The organism is Streptomyces sp. NBC_01451, from assembly GCF_036227485.1.
GTDB lineage: Bacteria > Actinomycetota > Actinomycetes > Streptomycetales > Streptomycetaceae > Streptomyces.
Genome location: NZ_CP109479.1, coordinates 9,628,597 through 9,648,295, shown reverse-complemented (window position 1 = coordinate 9,648,295; position 19,699 = coordinate 9,628,597). Strand labels below are relative to the sequence as shown.

Annotated in this window: 16 protein-coding genes and 2 pseudogenes; 6 read left to right on the top strand and 12 right to left on the bottom strand. The window is 67.2% G+C overall.

The genetic code is table 11. The features are described 5' to 3' along the window. Positions 1–42: 42 nt before the first annotated feature. Together kdpB and OG595_RS42560 are read left to right on the top strand one after the other, a co-directional pair. Positions 43–1,468, top strand: a pseudogene (gene kdpB / locus OG595_RS42565) (potassium-transporting ATPase subunit KdpB); the annotation flags it as partial. 344 nt (positions 1,469–1,812) lie between these two features. Continuing rightward, positions 1,813–2,625 (top strand): SDR family NAD(P)-dependent oxidoreductase, encoded by an 813-nt coding sequence (locus tag OG595_RS42560; protein WP_329281826.1) that lies wholly within the window; start codon positions 1,813–1,815, stop codon positions 2,623–2,625. Between the two features lie 35 nt (positions 2,626–2,660). Here the strand turns inward: OG595_RS42560 and OG595_RS42555 are convergent, their stop codons facing one another. Continuing rightward, entirely contained in the window at positions 2,661–3,788 is a 1,128-nt protein-coding gene (locus OG595_RS42555) for a magnesium and cobalt transport protein CorA (protein WP_329281823.1), read from the bottom strand. Between the two features lie 56 nt (positions 3,789–3,844). On the opposite strand from OG595_RS42555, the gene OG595_RS42550 reads away from it, so the two are divergent. Further along, a complete protein-coding gene (locus OG595_RS42550) occupies positions 3,845–4,252 on the top strand; it encodes an ArsR/SmtB family transcription factor (RefSeq protein WP_329281821.1) in 408 nt (135 codons plus the stop codon). Positions 4,253–4,263: 11 nt separating this feature from the next. Here the strand turns inward: OG595_RS42550 and OG595_RS42545 are convergent, their stop codons facing one another. The 8 genes from OG595_RS42545 to OG595_RS42510 form a co-directional block, all read right to left on the bottom strand. Further along, entirely contained in the window at positions 4,264–4,893 is a 630-nt protein-coding gene (locus tag OG595_RS42545) for an MgtC/SapB family protein (RefSeq protein WP_329283606.1), read from the bottom strand. A 52-nt stretch (positions 4,894–4,945) separates the two neighbouring features. Next, on the bottom strand, positions 4,946–6,367 hold the full coding sequence (locus tag OG595_RS42540; protein ID WP_329281819.1) for an ABC transporter ATP-binding protein: 1,422 nt from the start codon (positions 6,365–6,367) through the stop codon (positions 4,946–4,948). 34 nt (positions 6,368–6,401) lie between these two features. After that, positions 6,402–8,168 (bottom strand): ABC transporter permease, encoded by a 1,767-nt coding sequence (locus OG595_RS42535; protein ID WP_329281817.1) that lies wholly within the window; start codon positions 8,166–8,168, stop codon positions 6,402–6,404. Between the two features lie 923 nt (positions 8,169–9,091). Then, the gene (locus tag OG595_RS42530; RefSeq protein ID WP_329281815.1) at positions 9,092–9,241 is read right to left on the bottom strand and encodes a hypothetical protein; all 150 of its coding nucleotides are present in this window, start codon (positions 9,239–9,241) and stop codon (positions 9,092–9,094) included. A 39-nt stretch (positions 9,242–9,280) separates the two neighbouring features. Beyond that, positions 9,281–9,976, bottom strand: a complete 696-nt coding sequence (locus OG595_RS42525) for a 4'-phosphopantetheinyl transferase family protein (RefSeq protein ID WP_329281813.1) — start codon at positions 9,974–9,976, stop codon at positions 9,281–9,283. After that, positions 9,973–12,222 carry a type I polyketide synthase gene (locus OG595_RS42520; protein WP_329281811.1) on the bottom strand — a complete coding sequence of 750 codons (2,250 nt, stop codon included), beginning with the start codon at positions 12,220–12,222 and terminating at the stop codon, positions 9,973–9,975. Before OG595_RS42520 ends, OG595_RS42525 begins: the two co-directional genes overlap by 4 nt. A 396-nt stretch (positions 12,223–12,618) precedes the next feature. Next, positions 12,619–13,224 (bottom strand): acyl carrier protein, encoded by a 606-nt coding sequence (locus OG595_RS42515; protein WP_329281809.1) that lies wholly within the window; start codon positions 13,222–13,224, stop codon positions 12,619–12,621. 289 nt (positions 13,225–13,513) lie between these two features. Then, a complete protein-coding gene (locus OG595_RS42510) occupies positions 13,514–14,029 on the bottom strand; it encodes an AMP-binding protein (RefSeq protein WP_329281807.1) in 516 nt (171 codons plus the stop codon). Positions 14,030–14,446: 417 nt separating this feature from the next. Between OG595_RS42510 and OG595_RS42505 the strand changes: the two are divergent. From OG595_RS42505 to OG595_RS42495, 3 genes and pseudogenes are all read left to right on the top strand, one after another. Next, positions 14,447–14,803 (top strand): annotated as a pseudogene (locus OG595_RS42505) (IS30 family transposase); the annotation flags it as partial. A gap of 118 nt (positions 14,804–14,921) precedes the next feature. Next, on the top strand, positions 14,922–15,140 hold the full coding sequence (locus OG595_RS42500; protein WP_329281805.1) for a hypothetical protein: 219 nt from the start codon (positions 14,922–14,924) through the stop codon (positions 15,138–15,140). A 188-nt stretch (positions 15,141–15,328) separates the two neighbouring features. After that, positions 15,329–16,306, top strand: a complete 978-nt coding sequence (locus OG595_RS42495; RefSeq protein ID WP_329281803.1) for an aldo/keto reductase — start codon at positions 15,329–15,331, stop codon at positions 16,304–16,306. A gap of 1 nt (position 16,307) precedes the next feature. Here the strand turns inward: OG595_RS42495 and OG595_RS42490 are convergent, their stop codons facing one another. From OG595_RS42490 to OG595_RS42480, 3 genes are all read right to left on the bottom strand, one after another. Next, a complete protein-coding gene (locus OG595_RS42490) occupies positions 16,308–17,015 on the bottom strand; it encodes a response regulator transcription factor (protein WP_329281801.1) in 708 nt (235 codons plus the stop codon). Further along, positions 17,012–18,112 carry a sensor histidine kinase gene (locus OG595_RS42485; protein WP_329281799.1) on the bottom strand — a complete coding sequence of 367 codons (1,101 nt, stop codon included), beginning with the start codon at positions 18,110–18,112 and terminating at the stop codon, positions 17,012–17,014. The genes OG595_RS42490 and OG595_RS42485 overlap by 4 nt, the downstream gene beginning before the upstream one ends. A 206-nt stretch (positions 18,113–18,318) precedes the next feature. Next, positions 18,319–19,188, bottom strand: coding sequence for a UbiA family prenyltransferase (locus OG595_RS42480; RefSeq protein WP_329281797.1), 870 nt, complete (start codon positions 19,186–19,188; stop codon positions 18,319–18,321). Positions 19,189–19,699 lie beyond the last annotated feature (511 nt).

Here is a 19,699-nt window from a genome sequence, read left to right as displayed (position 1 = left end):
CACCGTCGGCCAGCAGGATGTTGGCGGCCTGTGCGTCGGATGATCGCCCTGAACATCCTGCTGGCGTCGCTCACGATCATCTTCCTGCTCGTCGTGGTCGCCCTCCAACCGATGGCCGAGTACGCGGACGCCGCCCAGTCGACGACCGTCCTGGTCGCTCTCCTCGTCACCCTCATCCCCACGACGATCGGCACCCTGCTCTCCGCGATCGGCATCGCCGGCATGGACCGGCTGGAGCAGCGCAACGTGCTGGCCGTGTCCGGCCGGGCGGTCGAGGCGGCCGGGGACGTGAACACCCTGCTGCTCGACAAGACCGGCACCATCACCCTCGGCAACCGCGAGGCCGCCGCGTTCGTCCCGCTGCCCGGCATCGACGAGGGCCGGCTCGCGGACGCCGCTCAGCTCTCCTCGCTGGCCGACGAGACACCCGAGGGCCGCTCGGTCGTGGTCCTCGCCAAGAACCGCTACGGCCTGCGGGCCCCCACCGAGGGCGAGTTGGCGAACGCTCGCTGGGTCGCCTTCAGCGCCCGCACCAGGATGAGCGGCGTCGACCTGCGCTGGGACAACGGAGCCATGTGCGCCATCCCCAAGGGAGCCGCCCAGGAGGAAATCGATTGGGTGCGGATGACGGCGGCGAAGTCCCGCCCGAGGCACAGCACTTCGCCGATTCGGTGGCCGCGTCCGGCGGCACTCCGCTGCTGGTGGCCTGCACGACTGGGACGGACCGCGTGTCCTCGGCCTGATCCACCTCAAGGACGTGGTCAAGGACCACATCCGCGAACGCTTCGCCGAACTGCGCCGCATGGGCATCCGCACGGTCATGGTCACCGGCGACAACCCGCTCACGGCCCGCGCCATCGCCGAGGAAGCGGCGTGGACGCCTACCTGTCCGAAGCCACCCCCGAGGACAAACTCGCCCTCATCAAGCGCGAGCAGGCCGGCGGCAAACTGGTCGCGATGACCGGCGACGGGATGAACTACGCGCCGGCCTTGGCTCAGGCGGACGTCGGCGTGACGATGAACACGGGTACGTCGGCGGCGAAGGAGGCCGGCAACATGGTCGACCTCGACTCGAACCCGACCAAGCTGATCAAGATCGTCGAGATCGGCAAGCAACTCCTCATCACCCGGGACGCGTTGACCACGTTCTCCATCACCAACGACGTCGCCAAGTACTTCGCGATCATCCCGGCGCTGTTCGCCGGCGCCTACCCGGGGGCTGGAACACCTGAACGTGATGAGCCTGCACAGCCCGACGTCCGCGATCACCTCGGCGATCATCTTCAACGCCCTGATCATCGTGGCGCTGATCCCGCTCGCACTGCGCGGCGTGCGCTACACGCCCGCGTCGGCGCACGACCTGCTGCGTCGCAACCTACTGCTGTACGGCCCGGGCGGGCTGACGGTGCCCTTCCTCGGCATCAAGCTGGTCGACCTGCTGATCTCGGGGGTGCCGGGCCTCGACTGAACTCGCCTTGTGCTGTTCGGGCAGCGCCGTCGTCAAGGACACGTATGCCGACGTCAGAGGGGCGTCAGGGACCAGGCGCCGAACTTGCCACCGCTCTGCGGTACGGCTTCCATGACTGACGTGAACAGCGCCTGGCTCCTCTTCGACCGGCCGCCGAGTCCCGCTCGGCCGTCCAGTCGTGCGCCACGCTGTTCAGGAATGCCCGCGTCCGTCTCCCACTGACGCGTTGCGCATCCTCCGGGGCGCCGTGACTCCCGTCCGGCGCCCCGCCTCACTCCTCCACCCGCACGCCCGCCGCCCCTCGCCGGGGCCTCGTCCGCGTGCCGTCGACCCCGGATCGGATCATGTCCTACTCCACTCTTTCCTCCCGTACCGTGCTCGTCACAGGCGCTACCTCCGGCATCGGCCAGGAGACCGCGCGACAGCTCGCCGAGCGCGGCGCAACCGTACTGCTGCACGGCCGTACCGCCGAGGAGGCCCGCGCCGCCGCCGACCGGCTCATCGCCACCACGGACGTCGAGCCCCGCCAACTGCACACGTACTCCGCCGACTTCGCCCACCTCGACAAGGTCGAGACCCTCGCCCGCCAGGTCGCCGCCGAGCACCCGCACCTCGACGTACTCGTCAACAACGCCGGCATCGCCGCGCCCGAGCGGCACACCGTGACCGCCGACGGCAACGAAGTCGCCTTCCAGGTCAACTTCCTCGCCCACTACCTGCTCACCTGCCTCCTCGAACCGGCACTCACCAGCGATCCGGGCGGTCGTGTGGTCAACGTGTCGTCGGCCCTGCACCGTACGGGGTCAATCCAGTGGTCCGACCCCAACCGCACCCGCCGATACACCCGCGTCGCTGCCTATGCCCAGTCCCAGCTCGCCCTCACCGTGTTCGCGGCCGACCAGCGCGTCACCGCCGTCTCCGTGCACCCCGGCGTCTGCGACACGGCGTTGCTGCCGCTGTACGCCCACAAAGGCATATCGCCTGCCGAGGGCGCCGCGAACGTGGTACGGCTGTGCGACCCGGCCGTGGAGATCGTCAACGGCGCCTACTACGACCGTGCCACGCGCGTCGAACCGGCCCAGGCCGCGACCGAGGACCGTACCGTCAAGCGCCTGAACAAGCTGGCTGACCTGTTGGTCAGCCGCAGCGCTGCCTGAGACACCGGTATCCGAAGCAGAGTCGACACCGGTGTTCAGGCGTGCGGGCATGGCAACTCCAGTCCGGCAGGCCCGTCGTTCGCGACATGAGCCGTGAGTGACAGGCGTGTCAACACCTCGATCTGAGAGCCCCTGGTGACCGTACGGTCGCGGGGCAGGCCGAAGTGCTCGGCGGCGTCAGCCGCGATGTGGAAGGTGGCGATCAACAGTCTCTTGCGCCAGAGCGCCATCGTCGATGCCTTGCCGCGCCGGAGCTCGATCTTCGACAGGAAATAGGACGCCTGGCGGATGGCGATCAGGGCGGCGGCGCTGATGCGGCGCATGTCATGGTTCTGCCGGAGGCCGGTCTGGGCGAGGGCCATGGTCAGGGTGTTGTCGACGAGTTCGGTCAGAGCGGTGAGGCGTTCTGCGGCTTGGGTGAGGTGGTCGGCGACGTCGCGGAAGTAGGCGGTGAGTTCCCGGTCCACGCCGGGGACGCGGCGTACGGCGAGGCCGCGCACGGGCCGGGCCAGTGGCACGACGGTTCGCTTGAGTTCGACGAGTTCGCGCTTGAGCTGGTAGATGCGGCCGATATCGTGGCCGGTGTCCGGGGAGTAGGCATCGTTCTCGATCTCGTCGGCGTCGGTCTCCAGGGCGGTGACGACGTCGAGGTACTGGTCCACGACGGAGTCGGCGATGGCGTGCAGGACGGCGGCAGGGCCGTGGGCGAGGCGCTCGGGGTCGGCCTCCAGGCGGCTGCGGGCGCCGGTGAGCGGCTCTGAGAGGTCGTGGCGGACTACGACGATGAAGTCGCGGCCCGCGAAGGCCATGATCTCACCGGTGCCGACGAGGTCGGCGGTGGGCGTCAGCCGGCCGTGTTCGACGTAGGCAGCAGTGCGCAGGCCGAGGAAGAGGGTGTCGTCGTACCGTTCCGGCTTGGGCCGCTGGTGGGCTTCCAGGGCGTGCTCGACCGCCAGCGGGTGGAGGGCGAACACCCCGGCGACGGCCTGGAGTTGGTCGGCGGTGGAGGCGTGCAGACCGATCCAGGCGAAGGCACTGGGGGTGGTGCGGGCGGCATCCATGGCCTCTTCCGGCGACAGCTGCCCCGGCCGACGGCGCCCGTACTCGTACAGGGCACAGTCGACTACGGGGACCCACGGCCGGGGCGTGTTGTGGGCTGTCATGGCTCACCTCCTTGCGGGGCACGGACGTGGTCCGGGCCACCGGTTAGCATATTTGCATGGAAGCGCAAGTAGCGTCATGGGACGAGGAGCGGGCCGAGCGGTCGGTGGCGGTGCTCAAGGCGGTCGCCGATCCGTCGCGCTACCGGTTGCTGTGGGCGCTGAGCGAGCGGGAGTTGCCGGTCAGCCGACTGGCGGAGCTGATCGGCGCGCATGTCGCGGCCACCTCCCAGCACCTGGCGAAGCTGCGCGCGGCCGGGCTGGTCGCCTCCCGCCGCGAGGGCACTCGGATCTACTACCGGGCCGCCGGGCGTCAGGCGCGGGCGCTGCTGGAGAGCGCGGTACTGGCAGGCGACGCCGCCGAGGCCCCGGAGGATGCAGCGGAGGCGTGCGAGGTCCCCGCGACGGTCGCGAAGGAGCGCCCGGTTGCGGCTCGGGCGCGGCACCTCCCGGTTGCGGAGACCTGAGTTTCCGCTCGTCATGCGGCCGTCCGCCGCCAGGCGGCGGAGACGACGGCCGGTTCCATGCTAATGCGGGCGACCGCGATCTCCACCGGTGCGCTGTCGGCGCCGTCGGAGGCGATCTCCGCGCATATCCGCACCTGCCCGTCCTCGCCGTCGGCAGTGGCGGCGACCGCGTGCAGACGCCTGTCGGATCCGGCGAGCGACTGTACGAGCAGGGCGCGAATGTGGGCTTCGTCGCGGGCGGCGACCACGGCCTCCACGCGGTACGGGGTCGGGACCTCGTCGCCCGAGCCGGGCTGGCGGTCCAGTCGCTGGGCGAGTCCACGTACGGCGGTATTGACGGCGACGACCGCCGCCGCACCGGCGAGGGCGTACCCGGGCAGTCCGGCTCCGGCGAGGGAACCCACTCCGGCCGAACACCACAGAGTGGCTGCCGTGTTCATACCGGAGATGTTCAGACCGTCGCGCATGATGACACCGGCGCCGAGGAAGCCGATGCCGGAGACCACCTGGGCGGCGACCCGGCTGGGATCGCCCGTGCCGAAGGAGCTGGACAGCAGCACGAACAGAGCGGAACCCGTGGCCACCAGTGTGTTCGTCCGCAGCCCGGCCATCCGCTGGCGCCACTGCCTCTCGATGCCGATCAGCGACCCGCGGCCAGCCCCGAGCCGAGGCCGGTGGCGAAGTGCAGCGTGTTCATCGGACCTGTCCCTCCCATACGGCGTCGGTGTCGCCTTCGTCCAGTCGGTACTCCTGCGGCTCGGCGTCGTAGGAGTACAGCTCGCCGTAGCGGCCCCAGTCGGTGGCCGTCTCCAGCTGGCGGGTGACCTGCTCGCTGGTGAAGTGGTGGGCCAGAACGTCGCGGAAGAACCCGGCGCGCAGGGTGCCGTCGGGGTTCTGGCGGAGGCTGCTGCTGATCAGCCTGACCAACGGGGCGCCCGATGTCGCCTCGGCGAAGATGGTCTTGGACTTCTGTACGTCGGCGCCCGCGAAGGCCGTTCCGGTGTCGGTGAGCAGCAGGTCGTCGCCGTGGACGACGGCGAAGCCGAGCAGGTCGAGGGCGTCGACGAGGGGCAGTACGTCGTCGACCTCCAGGCCGAGGTCGTCGACGAGGTCGGCGAGGTCGGCGCGTCCGCCGCGGTGGGCGATCATCTCCGCCAGGCCGGACAGGCCGTCCACGCTCGCGGTGGGCAGCGGGGTGTTGGCCGGGGTGCGCTTCTCCAGCTCGATGGCGTCCACCGGCTCCGCACGGCCGGGGGTGCGGCCTTCCTTCTGCCGCCCGGTCATCGTCCGGTACACGCGATCGATGAGGTCTTCGAAGGTGGCCGAGTTCCGGTCGCGGGGGCGGTCCAGGCCGACCTCGAAGACCTCGCGGACGGTGCCGTAGGGGCGGGAGCCGAGGACGACGATCCGGTCGGCCATCAGCACGGCTTCCTCGATGTTGTGCGTGACCAGCACGATCGCCCGGGTCGGGAACTGCCCGGACTCCCACAGCTCCATCAGTTCGCCGCGCAGGTTCTCGGCCGTGAGCACGTCGAGGGCGGAGAACGGCTCGTCCATCATCAGCACGTCCGGCTCGACGACCAACGCCCTCGCGAAGCCGACGCGTTGGCGCATGCCGCCGGAGAGCTCCTTGGGGTAGGCGGACTCGAAGCCGTCCAGACCGATCAGGTCGATGGCCCGCCGAGCCGCGTGCGCCCGCTCGACGGCACCGACTCCCTTGGCCTCCAGGCCGAGTTCGACGTTCTGCTGCACGGTCAGCCACGGCAGCAGCGCGAAGGTCTGGAACACCATGGCCGTACCCGGGTTGGCGCCGGTCAGCGGGGCGCCCTTGTAGGCGACGGTGCCGGAGCTGGCGGGCACGAGTCCGGCCAGGCAGCGCAGCAGCGTCGACTTGCCCGAGCCCGACTTGCCCAGGAGGGCGACGACTTCACCGGCGCGGACCTGGAGGTCGATGCCGGACAGAACGGGCAGCTCGCCGTCGGCGCCCGCGTAGGACTTGGTGAGGCCGACAGTCTCCAGCAGGACGTCGCCGTCCGCGGAACGGATCCTGTCGAAGGTCGGGGTGTCGCGGTCGACGCGCAGGCCCAGGAGGCCACGCAGGGAGTTCAGCACCATGACGTGCTCCAAGTCGCTTGAAAGAAAGGAACGTTCAGAGGGAGTAGCGGGCCTCGGCGAGCCGGTACAGGCGCCGCCACAGCAGCCGGTTGAGCCCGACGACGTAGACGCTCATCACCGCGACGCCCGCGATCAGGTGCGGGTAGTCGCCGTGTTCGGTGGCCTTGGCGATGTACGCGCCCAGGCCAGTCGCGGTGAGCGTCGTACCGCCGAAGGTGACGACCTCAGAAACGATCGAGGCGTTCCAGGCACCCCCCGAGGCCGTGATGCCGCCGGTGACGTACGAAGGGAAGATCCCCGGAATGATCAGCCGCCGCCACCGCTGCCAACCGGTGACCCCCAGGTCGTCCATGGCCTCGCGCAGATCGGTCGGGATGGCCATGGCACCGGCGATGGTGTTGAAGAGGATGTACCACTGGGCGCCCAGCGCCATCAGCAGCGTGCCGCCGATGTTGATCGACAGGCCGGTCCTGAGGAAGAACCACACCGCCAGCGGGAAGAGAAAGTTGGCGGGGAAGGAGGCAAGGACCTGGACGACGGGCTGGGCGATACGCGTCAACCTCGGCGAGAAGCCGATCCTCACCCCGACCGGCACCCAGATCACCGTCGCGAGCGCGACCAGGACCAGGACCCGGACGAGCGTGGCCAGGCCCAGCAGCAACGGCTCACCGAAGACACCGAGGCCGGTGCGGTCGTCGAGGAAACGGCCGAGGTCGAAAAGACCCCAGAGGATCAGCCCGCCCGCGACGACGGTGAAGACGACGTCACCGGTGCGCCGCCGTGCGGGATCCACCACCAGCGGCCGGTCGTCCCGGCCCAGGACGCGCCCCGCCCGGTTCAGCCCTCGCCCGACCGGGCGCAGCAGCCGGCCGAGCAGCCGCGGCCAGTGCGAACGCCGCAGGAAGTCCAGGACGTACGACCGCTGGACCTCGCTGGCCTCGGACTGCTCGTTCTTGAACTTCTCCGCCCAGGCAGTCAGGGGCCGCCAGAACAGGAAGTTCACGCCGATCACCATCACGGCCATGGTCAGGATGGCCCAGCCGACCTCGCCGAGGTCGCCGTCGCTGATGGCGGCGCCGGCGTAGGAGCCGACGCCTGGCAGCGCGTACTGCTGGTTGTTGACACTGATGGCCTCGGAGGCGACCAGGAAGAACCAGCCGCCGCCGAAGCTCATCATCCCGTTCCAGACCAGGCCGATCGTCCCGGCCGGGACCTCCACCCTCCAGAACCGCATCCACCGGGTGAACCCGAACGACCGTGACAGCTCGTCCAGTTCTCGCGGCAGGGAAGTGAGGGAGTAGTAGAAGCCGAACGTCATGTTCCACGCCTGCGAGGTGAAGATCGCGAAGATCGCCGCACACTCCAGGCCCAGCATCGAGCCGGGGAACAGGGCGATGAACCCCGTCACCGCCACGGTCAGGAAGCCCAGCACCGGCACCGACTGCAGGATGTCCAGCGCGGGGATCAGGATCCGCTCCAACCGACGGCTCTTGGCAGCCGCATAGGCATAGCAGAACGTGAACGCGACCGACAGGGCCAGCGCCATGAACATCCGCAGCAGTGACCGAGCAGCGTCGTACGGCAACTGGGACGGATCGGTGTCGACGTGCACGTTCTGGTGAGTACTGAAGGCGACGGTGGTGCCCTGACCCACCCGCAGCACCACGTACAGCAGGACGAGCACGGCAGCGGCGACCGCCGCATCCACCCAGGAGAACTGCGACAGACGCCCCGGCAGTCGCGCGACCATGGGCGTGCGCGCCGCCGACTCGGCAGGCTTGGTGTCCGTACGGAACGACATCACGGAAGACCTCCGCCCACACTCTGGGCACGCCGGCATCGCCCCGCCGGGGCAGACGCGCCGACGGCAGGGCAGGGCTCACCCACACAGCATGGGAAAGACAGGTAGGAGAAGAAGGAGGGGGTGCGCCCGGGAAACACCGCCGCCTCATCGGGAGCGGGCCGCGTCCGGCGCGGGGAAATCAGGGCCGAGGCCCGAAGGTACGAGGGTCAGCGCGTGCCCGGAAGGCAGCGCGGACTGGGAGGTTCGGCACCCATGGCTGCCTCCGATCCGTGAGGTGACTGTGCCCCGGCACGCGCCCTTGGCGCACGCGGAACCCGACCCCCACGAGTGTGCCCCTTGTTGCGTCATTACGCAAATAAGAGAGTCACCCAACGGCTCATGCCTGCGCCGGGCGGCCAACACCTCCACAGTGGCTGCTTGCGCGAGGGGCCCCACCTCACTTGAGAACCTTCACGGATCTGCACGCTCGACACAATTCAGGGCCAGCGCGATCCTTCCCGGAAACGCCGGAAAATTCACTGACAGCCGGTCAGCGCATCACGTAAGCACAGGTCAGGGGGTAGCAGCCGTGGCCTGGCCGAGCGCTTCGAAGCGCTCGGCCGCAGGTTCGAGTCGTGCCGGCCGCGCTTTTCTCCGCCTTCCTTCGGGAAATCTCTTGCTGGTCAGAGCAGATCCAGCCACACACAGAGGTCGAGCGGACCTTCCGCCCGTTTCAGGCAGACGCCCTGCTGCACCGTCCCGCAGGTGCGAGACCTGCAGGCGGCGTGCCAGCCCCTGCCCGACGCCTCCATACACGCTGAGGCAGAGCTCATGTTGCACGACGAACCGGTCGATGCCGTTCGACTTCGGCACCGCGAACAGTTCGCCTCAAGCGTCTCGACACCAGGGCTTCTGAGTGGACACCGACTGACCGAGTGCGGTCACTTGTAGCGGTAGAGCTGGTGGAGGTGGAGGTGGAGGACGTCTGTCTGCCGCTGCGAACGAGCGGCCTGGGTCTCGCCGAACACGTCCCGGCCCAGCTGGTTCGCCACCCCTTCCACGGTCTTCAACTCAACTGCGGTGTCAGCCACTTGACGTCTCTCTCATGATCGTCGGATCCGCCGTCAGGTCTACACTCCGTCCGGCCGCCGGACGTCAGGTGGTACATGGGGAACAGTGACTGCGGTCATGAGAAAGCCGTGTTCTGCCAGCCAACCCCCGTGGAAGTGGGTGACCCGGTTGCCTGCGACGAACGGCCCCGGCACCAGAAGACGCGCGGTGAACGTGCCTGCCGCGGGATGCACCTCGATGGTCGCTTCGTGGAAGTCCAGCCAGCGGCCGGCGAGCGGGTACCACGCTTTGTAAACGCTCTCCTTGGCACTGAAGAGGAGCCGGTCCCAGCACACCTCGGGCCGGCTGGCGGCCAGTCGGCGCAGCCGTACCCGTTCTTCTGGAAGACTGACAAGCTTCAACACCGAGTGGCTCGCCAACGGAGCGTTGGGCTCGGCATCCACGCCGAGCGACACCATGTCGACCGCCCGTGCCACGGCTGCCGCACGGTAACCCCGGCAGTGCGTCATGCTGCCGACGACCGCGGTGGGCCACACCGGTGCCCCACGCGGACCCGACAGGATCGGAACGGGTGGCACGCCGAGACCGGCCAGGGCACGCCGGGCGCATGCGCGTGCGGTACTGAACTCCCGGCGGCGCTCAGCCACGGCTTTGGCCATCAGCTGCTCCTCCTCGGGAAACAGCGGCGGCGGGGGATCTGGATCCCCGAACGACTGGGCCGTCACGATCGGTGCGGCCAGCAGGTTCTCGATCATAGGTACCCGATTCGGCTAACGAGCGGTGGACGGGAAGCGCCCCTGCTGGGCGGGCGCACGTCTGCGAGGACCTTCATCGGGCGTTCGCGGATCCCCTCCACATGGGCGCAGTGCAACGCACAGTCCACGGGCCGCCTATGGCGGTTGCCGTCGGCCCTCAGCTGCACGGGCAGCTCGTCCATTGCCTCCGGGTCGCAGCTGACCTCCACGGAGGAGGACCCGTTCACGACGGCAAGCGACAGCCTGCCCGTCCGCGGCGAAAATCGTTGCAGTGCCTGGCCCACCAGGAGCGAGACGGCCATCATGCCGGCGTGTACGGCCAGTTCGTCGGCGTTGGCCTGGCTGCGCAGCCCCTCCACCTTCGCCCCGTCCTCCAGGGCCAGCGCGCCCGCGGCACACGCGGCGGCGATCTCGCCCCGTGAGTGCCCGACCATGGCGGTGGATTCCAGGCCGTGCGAGCGCCACAGCTCGGCCAAGGACACCATGACGGCCCACAGAGCCGGTTGGACGACATCGGTCCGCTCGCGCCCCGGCGCGCCCGCCTCGTTGCGTATGACAGCCGACAGTTCCCAGTCCGTGAAGGGCACGAGTGCCTCGGCGGTCTCGCGGGCGGTGCCGCCGTGGGCCGGCGCTCGAAGTCCCACCAGTCGCCCGTCCGTCTCCTCGCCGATCGCCACCCCCCGGCTCTCCATGATCGCCGGGGAGGTGGACAGTCGGTATCCGACGTCCAGTGGTTCGAGACCAGGACGGGCGCAGATGTGGGAGACGAGGGAAGCGGCCTGCGCCCGCAGAGCTTCCCGGGTCCTGTCCGACACCAGCCGAGGGACAGCGCTCCCCCTGCGCTGCGGTGCGGTCGCGTTGACCGGTTCACCGGTCGCAGGTGCCTCCTCCAGGACTACGTACGCGTTGGTGCCGCTCATACCGAAGCAAGACGTCCCTGCCCGCCGGGCGCTTCCGGTGACAGGCCACGGCACGGCCTCGGTGGTCGGCCACACGCCGCTGACGGACCAATCGGCATGGGGGGTGGGCTCGTCGATGTGCAGCGTCCTGGGAATGGTGCCGCGCTGTATCGCCGACACCGACTTGATGACGTCGGCCACGTCGACGGGCGCCTGGGTGAGCCCGACATTCGACTTCAGCGAGCCGAGGAGCAGAGGTCTCTCGGCAGGACGGCCACGCCCATACGCGGCGCGAAGCGCCTGCGCCTCGATCGGGTCGCCCAGTGGCGTACCGGTCCCCTGTACCCCCACCATGTCGGCCTGGCCGGCCGTCAGCCCCGCGTTCCGCAGCGCCTCGCCGATGACGCGCTGCTGGGCCATTCCGTTGGGTGCCGTCATGCCGTTAACAGCGCACTCCTGATTGACAGCGGAGCCCCGCACCAGCGCCAACACCGGGTGCCCGTGCCGCAGGGCGTCAGACACACGCTCCGCTACCACCACAGCCGCGCCCTCGGAGAACCCGGTGCCGTCGGCGGTGGCGGCGAACGCTTTGCAACGACTGTCAGCCGACATCCCCCGCTGGGTGCTGAACTGGACGAGGCTCTCGGTCGTCTGCATCACCGTCGCGCCCCCGGCCAGCGCCCTGGAGGACTCACCCCGGCGCAGTGACAGAACGGCCCGGTGCAGGGCCACCAGCGAGGAGGAGCACGCCGTGATCGCGGGGCCTTGCAGACCGAGGAGGTACGACAGATGGCCCGAGACGCCACTGTTGGCGGTGCGGCTGCTGAGGTAGCACACCACCTCATCGGGGGCACCGCCCAGCCGCGAGCTGTAGTCGCACACGATCCCGAGGAAGTCTCCGGTAGTGCTGCCCCGGAGCGAGGTGGGAACGATGCCGGCGCGTTCGAACGCCTCACAAAAGGTCAACAGCAGCGGTCGCTGCCGTGTGTCCATCGTGAGGGCTTCGCGCGAGCCGATCCCGGGGACCGTTGGATCGAAGCCCGACACATCGTGGAGGAACCCGCCCCTGTGCGTGCAACTCGCCCATGGCTCGCCAGGCTCCGGATCGCAGAGATCGACGGGCCACTGCCTGTCCACGGCGAAGTCCATGGTCTCGTTACCACCGACCTCCAGCACCCGCCACAGGTCCTCGGGGCTCGCGATACCGCCTGAGAACCGGCAGCCCATTCCGACGATCACGATCGGCTCGGACTCCAGCTTCTCGGCTTCGGTCAGCCGCCGTCGGACCTCACACGTTTCCACCGTGGTCCTCTTGAGACAGGCGCACGGTCTCTCCTCGTTGTCCACGGAGGTCACCTCGGTGAATTTGTCGGGCAAGTCCAGGGCGGAATGCGCTGCGGACGGTTGAGCCCGGCTACCGGTGCGAAGCGCGCCCCAGACGCCGCTACAAGTTCCGCTGTGCAGGCGTGGGGCACGCAGCAGCACCCAGCACAGGAAGCGGAAGTGCGCCATGGAGAAGAAGTACGGCCAGGGGCTAGCCGCACCCAGGATCAGGAAGCCGGCGGGCTTGTGCGGCAGCAATCCCGCCGATGGAGTTGCCCGCGACGACCTGCGGAACGCAGCCTGTCGACCGGTAGCAGCCGGAACAGCGCCGTCTCCACGGTGAACAGAGCCGCCTGGACATGGAGAGTCCGGTCCAGCAGGGCCGCGTCGGGGGGAGTCCGCGTCGACGAGGAGCACCTCCTAGAGGAACCCGCCCTTCTGGACATAGCGCTTTCCCGGCTTGCTGCGGTCCGAGTCGTAGAGACCGTCGAGGTCCCACCCACGGTCCGACGGGAAGTCGACGAGCGCCTCCCTGCCATCGAACACCAACTGCCAAAGAGGGTTCGGGGATTCGGCGGAGCCTGCATACCGGCAGCCGGCACCGACGATGGCGACGGATTCGCCATGGGGCACCGTGACAGGCGTCGGTCCTTCCTCTGCCACCGTCGACAGTCCAAGCACCCTCTGCAGATACAGCGCCAGCGCGGCAGGAGTCGGATGGTTGAACGCCATGGCGAGGGGCAGCTCCAGGCCGATGGCGGCGGTGAGCCTGGCGTGCAGGTCGATCGCCGCCAGAGACCCGAATCCGAGGTCCTTGAAGGTCTGCCCATCTGCCAACGCTTCAGGGGCCCCCGAGTCGATGCTCCGCGCAACCTCGATGGTCTCCGTACGGACCAGGGCGAGCAGGGAACGGTACTGCTCCGAGGACTGCATTCCCTCCAGCCGACGCACCAGCGACGACCGGACCGCGCCGGACTCGTCCAGCGTGGCCATGGAGCCGGGAGGGAAGTCGTTGAAATCGCTCATCTGTGAACTCCATAGGTTCTGGTAGACATCCGGTTGGCGTCAGCGGATGTTGTCGAGAAACGATGTCAGCTGTTCCGGGAGTGGCTCTCCGGATACCGCCCAGGTCCTCGGCATCCCGGATTTTTCCGATGAAGCGCATTCCGTCCTGGTAGCCGTGTCCGTTAGCTGCAGAAGCGGCATCGTCCAGAGCTGAATGAACAAACCCGCTCCCCAATGCACTTCTCCCTCTTCTCGGGGAACTCTTCTATCCGAAGACTACGAAATGCCGGTCGTCCGAAAAACCCTGGAGCTACCCCAGTACCCCCTGCTTCAAGGCCCCGATCAGCTCCTTCGCCCGGGGCTTCAGAACCGTCCTGTCGATCACATCCTCCGCCGGTCCGGTACCAGCGACGGCAGTTTCGCTCCAGGAACCGGCCATCGTCGTCCCCGGGGCGAGATACTCCCGAGTTGCCTGAAGCCCCGCCACGCACAGTTCACCCTCGGTCTGCGACTTCTCCGCGTCGTCCCCCAGGAGCAGGTGACGGTGTCCGCCGTGGACCGCCCCGATCGGTACAACCCCGGTGACCGCCAGCGCGGGCGTACGCTCTGCGGACCACCGGTGGACAGAGACGATGATGGCCAGTTCGGTGGGACCGTAGAGGTTATCCACTACGGAACCCGGCGCCGCCCGCTGCCAGACGTCGGCGTCCTCCCACCGCAGCACCTCACCCGCGAAGAAGCTCAAGCGCAGGGTCGACAGTGCGCCAGGGCCCAGTCCACCCCGCTGGCGGATGGGGGAAATTCCACTGGCGGTGAAGTACCGCACCAACACCCCGTTGACAGCAGCGAATTCGGGCAGGTCACGATCGGCCTGGAGGGGTAAGAGAGCGCGGTGGCACCCGCCCGCCAGGCGCAGAACAGGTCCAACATCGCGCAGTCGAAGTTGAGGTCGAGTGTGTCGGAGAGCACGTCCTGCGCGGAGAAATCGTGCCGGGTGTCCAGGAGCTCGAAGTAGTGGTTGGTGCTGCTACGGGAGATCGGGACGCCTTTCCGGGCGACCGGTGGCCCCCTACGCGATGAGCACACAGGCCATATCGGACGGCGACACGGAAGCGGCTCGTCGAAGGCTCGCACGCCGTCGAGCGGCACGGTGGGAATCGGTTCGGCGTCAGCTGCGCGCCGGCATCAGTACCGTCAGCCGGAGTGGTGCGCGACCAGTTCCGGCAGCAGGCGACGGCTCTGGGCATTGCAAGGATGGCTCACCGCACTCCCGGAGTCCCTGCGGAAGTCGCTGATCTGGGATCGCGGCAAGGAACGCGCCCAGCATGGGCAGTTGACCGAGGAAACCGGGCTGCGGATCTACTTCGCTGACCCGCACGGTCCCTGGCAGCGCGGCACCAACGAAAACACCAACGGCCTGCTGAAGCAGCGTTTCCCCAAAGGCACCGACCTGGCACGCCAAGGCAAGTAGGACCTCCAGGCGGTCGCAGCGACGCTCAACAACCGGCCATACAGGACGCCCGGCTGGCAAACACCCGCCGAAGTCCTCGGTGAACAACTACCGTTGGCTCAACGAGCTGGCGTTGCGACGACCGGTTGAGTGCAGGCAAAGAATCGACGTCCACCAGGCTCACAACTCTCCTGTTGCAGGCGGGAGTTGCAGCATGCATGGGCTCGGTCGGGGATTGCCCGAAGCCACCCTCGCCGAGAATCTCTGGATGTTCATCAAGACCGAGGGCCTCCCCGGCCGCACCCTCATCACCCGGGCCGAGGTGAACCTCGGGCTCTTCGAGTACATCAACGGCTTCTACGACTCCCGCCCCATGCAGGAGCGGCTCGGCTTCCTCAGCCTGGTCGAGTTCGGAAAAGAAGCACTACGACGAGCAGGCGACAGCCGAAGCAAGGAACCTGATAACCAGTCAACTTCTCCTGGCTAGCTTCTCAGTGACTCCCCATCAGCGAAGAAACTTGCACAGGAAATACGTGAAAACGTGGGGGGAATAGGGGTCGGGCTGGGGTAGTTTCCCCAACGTCCCAGAGCCGAGCATGGGCACAGGGAAACCTTGCTCGGATCGCGAAGACTGGTGCCCTGACCAGGATCACCACACATTGAGGGCTGGAACACATGCGCTTGGGAGGATCGTCCCCGCCGTTCACGGGAGCTCGCAGGCTTGGTCTGGGCGGCATGGCACTCGGTGGGGCCTACGGCCCGATCGACCAAACGGAAGCCGTCCATCTGGTCCGTCAGGCCCTCGACGCGGGTGTGGTCCTGGTCGACACCGCAGACGCCTCTCCTGGAGGGAGAGTGCGGCGGATAGTCGGACAGGCTGTTGCCTCCCGGCGTGACGAGGCGCTGATCGCGGTCCACAGCCGACCGTTCGACGCGGGAGCTGTGACACGGGTTGACTCCCGAGGGCTGGTGGACGACTGCGAAGAGGCCCTCCGGCAACTCGGTGTCGAACACATCGATCTGTATGTCGTGTATCCAGATGGTCTGCGAGTGCCCATCGAGGAGCAGATGGGCGAGCTGAGCGGCCTTCTGGAAGCAGGAAAGATCCGTCGCATAGGAGTCGGTGGTGTGTCCGGGGACCAACTGGTCCGCGCCCATGCCATCCACCCCGTCGACGTCGTCGCCGCCGAGTATTCCCTGTGGGAGCGTCAAGCAGAGCGCGATCTCCTCCCGCTGGCCCGCCGCCGGGGTATCGGTCTGATGGCTTGCCAACCTCTCGGCCGAGGCTTGCTCACCGGCCGAATCACCGACCCGACGCAGCTCAGCGCAGAGGATTCACGGCACGCCGATCCCCGCTTCTCAGAGAAAAGACTTTCGGCTGTCAGAAGTTCACTGCGTGCTCTGGAGGAGGTCGCGGCCGACATAAGCATCGGAGCAGGCCGCCTAGCCCTGGCCTGGTTACTCTCCTGCGGAGAGGACATCGTTCCGGTGCCGAGCACGCGAGACCGCGTCCATCTGGAGATGAACCTGTCAGCTCATGGCCTTCGGCTCGATCGGGAGACCCAGCACAGGTTGAGCACGATCTTCTCCGCTTCCTTCAAAGCACGGGAGGAGGAACATATGGAGTTCACGTCGCGCCCCGGTCTCGACTGACTCAGCCGTGGCGGTCACGGCGGCTCGGCCGGTCGTGCTGCGATGAGATGAGGGACGCGTTGACGGCCTTGTTGACGGCGTCGATTCTCGAGTTGGCGTCCAGCTTGACGAATATGTTGCGCAGATGGCGCTTGACTGTCGCCTCGGAGATGAGGAGCCGATGAGCGATCTGGCTATTGCTCAGCGCTTGGGCCACCAGCTCAAGGATCTCCAGTTCCCTGGGTGAGAGCGCCACATCTTCAGCCCCCTGTATGTAAGCGAGGGATTCCCGGGAGACCGCGAGCACCATGCGGTCGTGGCCATGATGAACGCTATGGATCGCCGACACCAGTTCGCGCCGGTCCACGCTCTTGAGCAGATAGCCACGGATCCCGGCAGCGATCAGCCGGCGCAGCAGCTGAGGGCCGTCGTACATACTCACGATCACGATCTGCGACTTCGGCGAGAGGGCCCGCATCTGGGTCACGGTGTCGGTGGGTTCGCCCCCAGGTATCTCGATGTCGAGCAGGACCACGTCCGGACGGAGGCGCGCCACTTTGGCGACCGCCTCCTCGCTGTGGCCTGCCTCGCCCACAACGGTCATGTCGTCGTGGGAGGCGATGATCTCTCTCAGCCCTTCGCGGACGAGAGCGTGATCATCAACCAGGACGATGGTGATCCTCGCCTCGTCCTCCACCGTGCCGGCGTCGCTGTCTTCGTAGCGGTTCATGAAGCGGGCGCCGCCTTCTCGAGGGGTATCAGAAACTCCACCTGAGTTCCCAGACCCAGCCGGCTGTTGACCAGCATCCGTCCTTTGAGCAGCCTGGCGCGCTCGCGCATGGAGAACAGACCGACGCCGCCGGATACAGAGCACTGCCGCGGGTCGAATCCGCAGCCGTCGTCCTCGACCGAAGCACGGAGCTCAAGGGGAGTGATGGTCACGTTGATGAGTAACACGGACGCGCCCGCATGACGGAGCGCATTGTGCGAGGCTTCCCTGATCATGAGGAAAACCTCGTCCAGCACCTCCGGCTGGGCCCACCGTTCGTCCCCACTCGACTGCAGGCGGACGTCGACACCCTCACAGTCTGCTGATTCCAGATAGTGAAGAAGGGCCTTCTCCAGGTTCTTCAGCATCTCCTTGGAGTGGAGGTCCGAGGTCACCGCCCGCAGGTTCTGCATGGTCTCCCGAATGGCATTCTCCGCGCACTCCACTCTGGCAGCTGCTTTCACGGGGTCACTTTCCTGATAGAGCCCGAAAAGCTCCATATTGCGGTAGGCGACGCTGATTCCGTGTCCGATGCGGTCATGGAGGTCGCGGGCTATTCGGCGCCGTTCCTCAAGTTGCACGTCCTGCATTTTGTCGAGCAGGAACGCGGTATAGCTGCCCATCGCCTCACGAACCCGCATGGAGATGCTTCGCTCCAGCGTCAGCGCGATCGCGGAAAAAACGCCCAGCGGATCGGTGAAGGCAGTAAGCAGCCGCGACACCGTGGAGAGGATTGCGCCATAGAGAAAAGAGGCGGCCATGAGAGATTCACGGGGATGGATGCCACTGGCCGCCCTGCTGGCCCCGATGGTGCGAGCCAGGACTCCGTGACACCCGTCCACCTGAACCTGACCTGCTCGAAGGCTGGTGACGATGTCTGCAAGCACCTGCTCGGCATGCGCCAAGGCTTGACGTATCGTGACCGGGTCGCTGGCGATGACGTGGCGAGCTGCGCGGAGTTCCTCTTCATACAGTGCCAGAATCTCATGAGAATGCGCCTCGACCAGCCCGGCCGCTCGATGCATCTCCGCAGGGAACGAGTCACCACGCTCCATCATCTTTGCGCCTCTCTCTGCGTTGACAGCGCAAAGGATACTCGAATGCCGACCTTCTCCCTATCGACAAAGACAACCAGCACTGCTAAGGAAGCATCAAGATCCAAAACGGTCGTGATGCCCAGTTCTGCTGCCCTTCTTCACGTGTTCCGCTGCCCTTCTTCATGATGGTCTGTCGAGTTCACCTGCGGAATGTCCTGATTTCTGCTTCACAGCGACGCGGCCAGGACAAGGTGGGCAGCAAGTTGGGTAGCCATAAAGGCGCGATAGGGCCTTCTGCGTGACGATCGGTCCTCGCCCGGAGTCGCCCGCAGCCCGGCAACGGTGACGCCGAGGGCTCCGAGAAGTACGGTGACGGCGCACCAGATCAGCTGCGCCGAGTACAGCAGTGCCGCAACCGTGAGGCCTGTCGCTATTCCACCGGCGACCACAGCCAGCAGCCACCGGGCCCCGGTGTTCCCGAGCACCATCGGCCAGGTACGCCGGCCCGCCGCCCGGTCGCCTTCGACGTCGGAGAACTCCTTGGCGATGCCTCCGACACAGCCCATCCAGAGGGTCATCGTCCCGGCGAAAATGACCAGGCTGACATCCGGCCGGCGGCCTCCGGCGAGGAACCCGGCCGCATAAGTGGCCAGACCGAGTCCGATTCCGGCCCCGGTACAGGTGTAATAGGTCCGCTTGAGCGGGAACGGCGGCCCGGAATAGGCGTATCCAACCAGCAGATATCCCACGGCCAGCAGGCCAGAGCCGATCCCGACCGAGAACGCGCACAGCAAGCCGGTGACGGTGAGAGCACCCACCGCGGTCACGGCTGACCGGACGGGCAATCGCCCCGAGGCGATGGGCCGGGTCGAAGCGTTCGCGATGTCCTCCTCTCGGTCCGCGACGCCGTTGAAGAGATAGATGGCCATCGTGCAACACGTCCAGCCGGCGGCTACGACCGCTACGTTGCCGGGCCGGGCCGGGCCCGCGGCCACACCGAGCAGCGTGCCGGCCAGGAAGCGCAGAAGAAAGACCAGTTGGACACTGGGCCGGCTCTCGACAAAGCAGGCACCCGCCTGCCGCGCAAGGGATCGCATGGAACCTCCTCGGGGGTCTGCCTGGACGCGCCCCGGTTGTCGTGGTCTTCCCTGCTGCCGTGCTCTTTTCCAGACCTGAGCATGGCAAGGCGATCTCAGGATCCACGAGTAGTTGTTCGCGATAGTGGCTGGAGGTGGAAGGGAGCCCTACTCCTTTCGATACCGGTCGTGAGCCTGTCGGTCATCCCTGCTGACACAACCGCACAGTTCGCCTTGTCCGCCGTTCAGGACACTCGTTAGCGTGAGTGTCGGAAAATCAAACAGAATTCCCTCCCGGATTTCTCCCGAAGATCACTTCTCCGTCACCCAAACATGCTATGGACCAGTACGTCTCCGACTTTCCGCATGTGTTCCACGACGCGAAAACGAAAGGTCTACGCCATACAGCACGAAGGCAACCATCAGCGTGTCGTAGCCCGCAATCGGAAGGAGAACAGCACGGCCGACCGATGGACGAAGCTGACGCCGGCCGAGACCACGGTGGCTCTGCCCACCAGTCGAGGCTTCACCC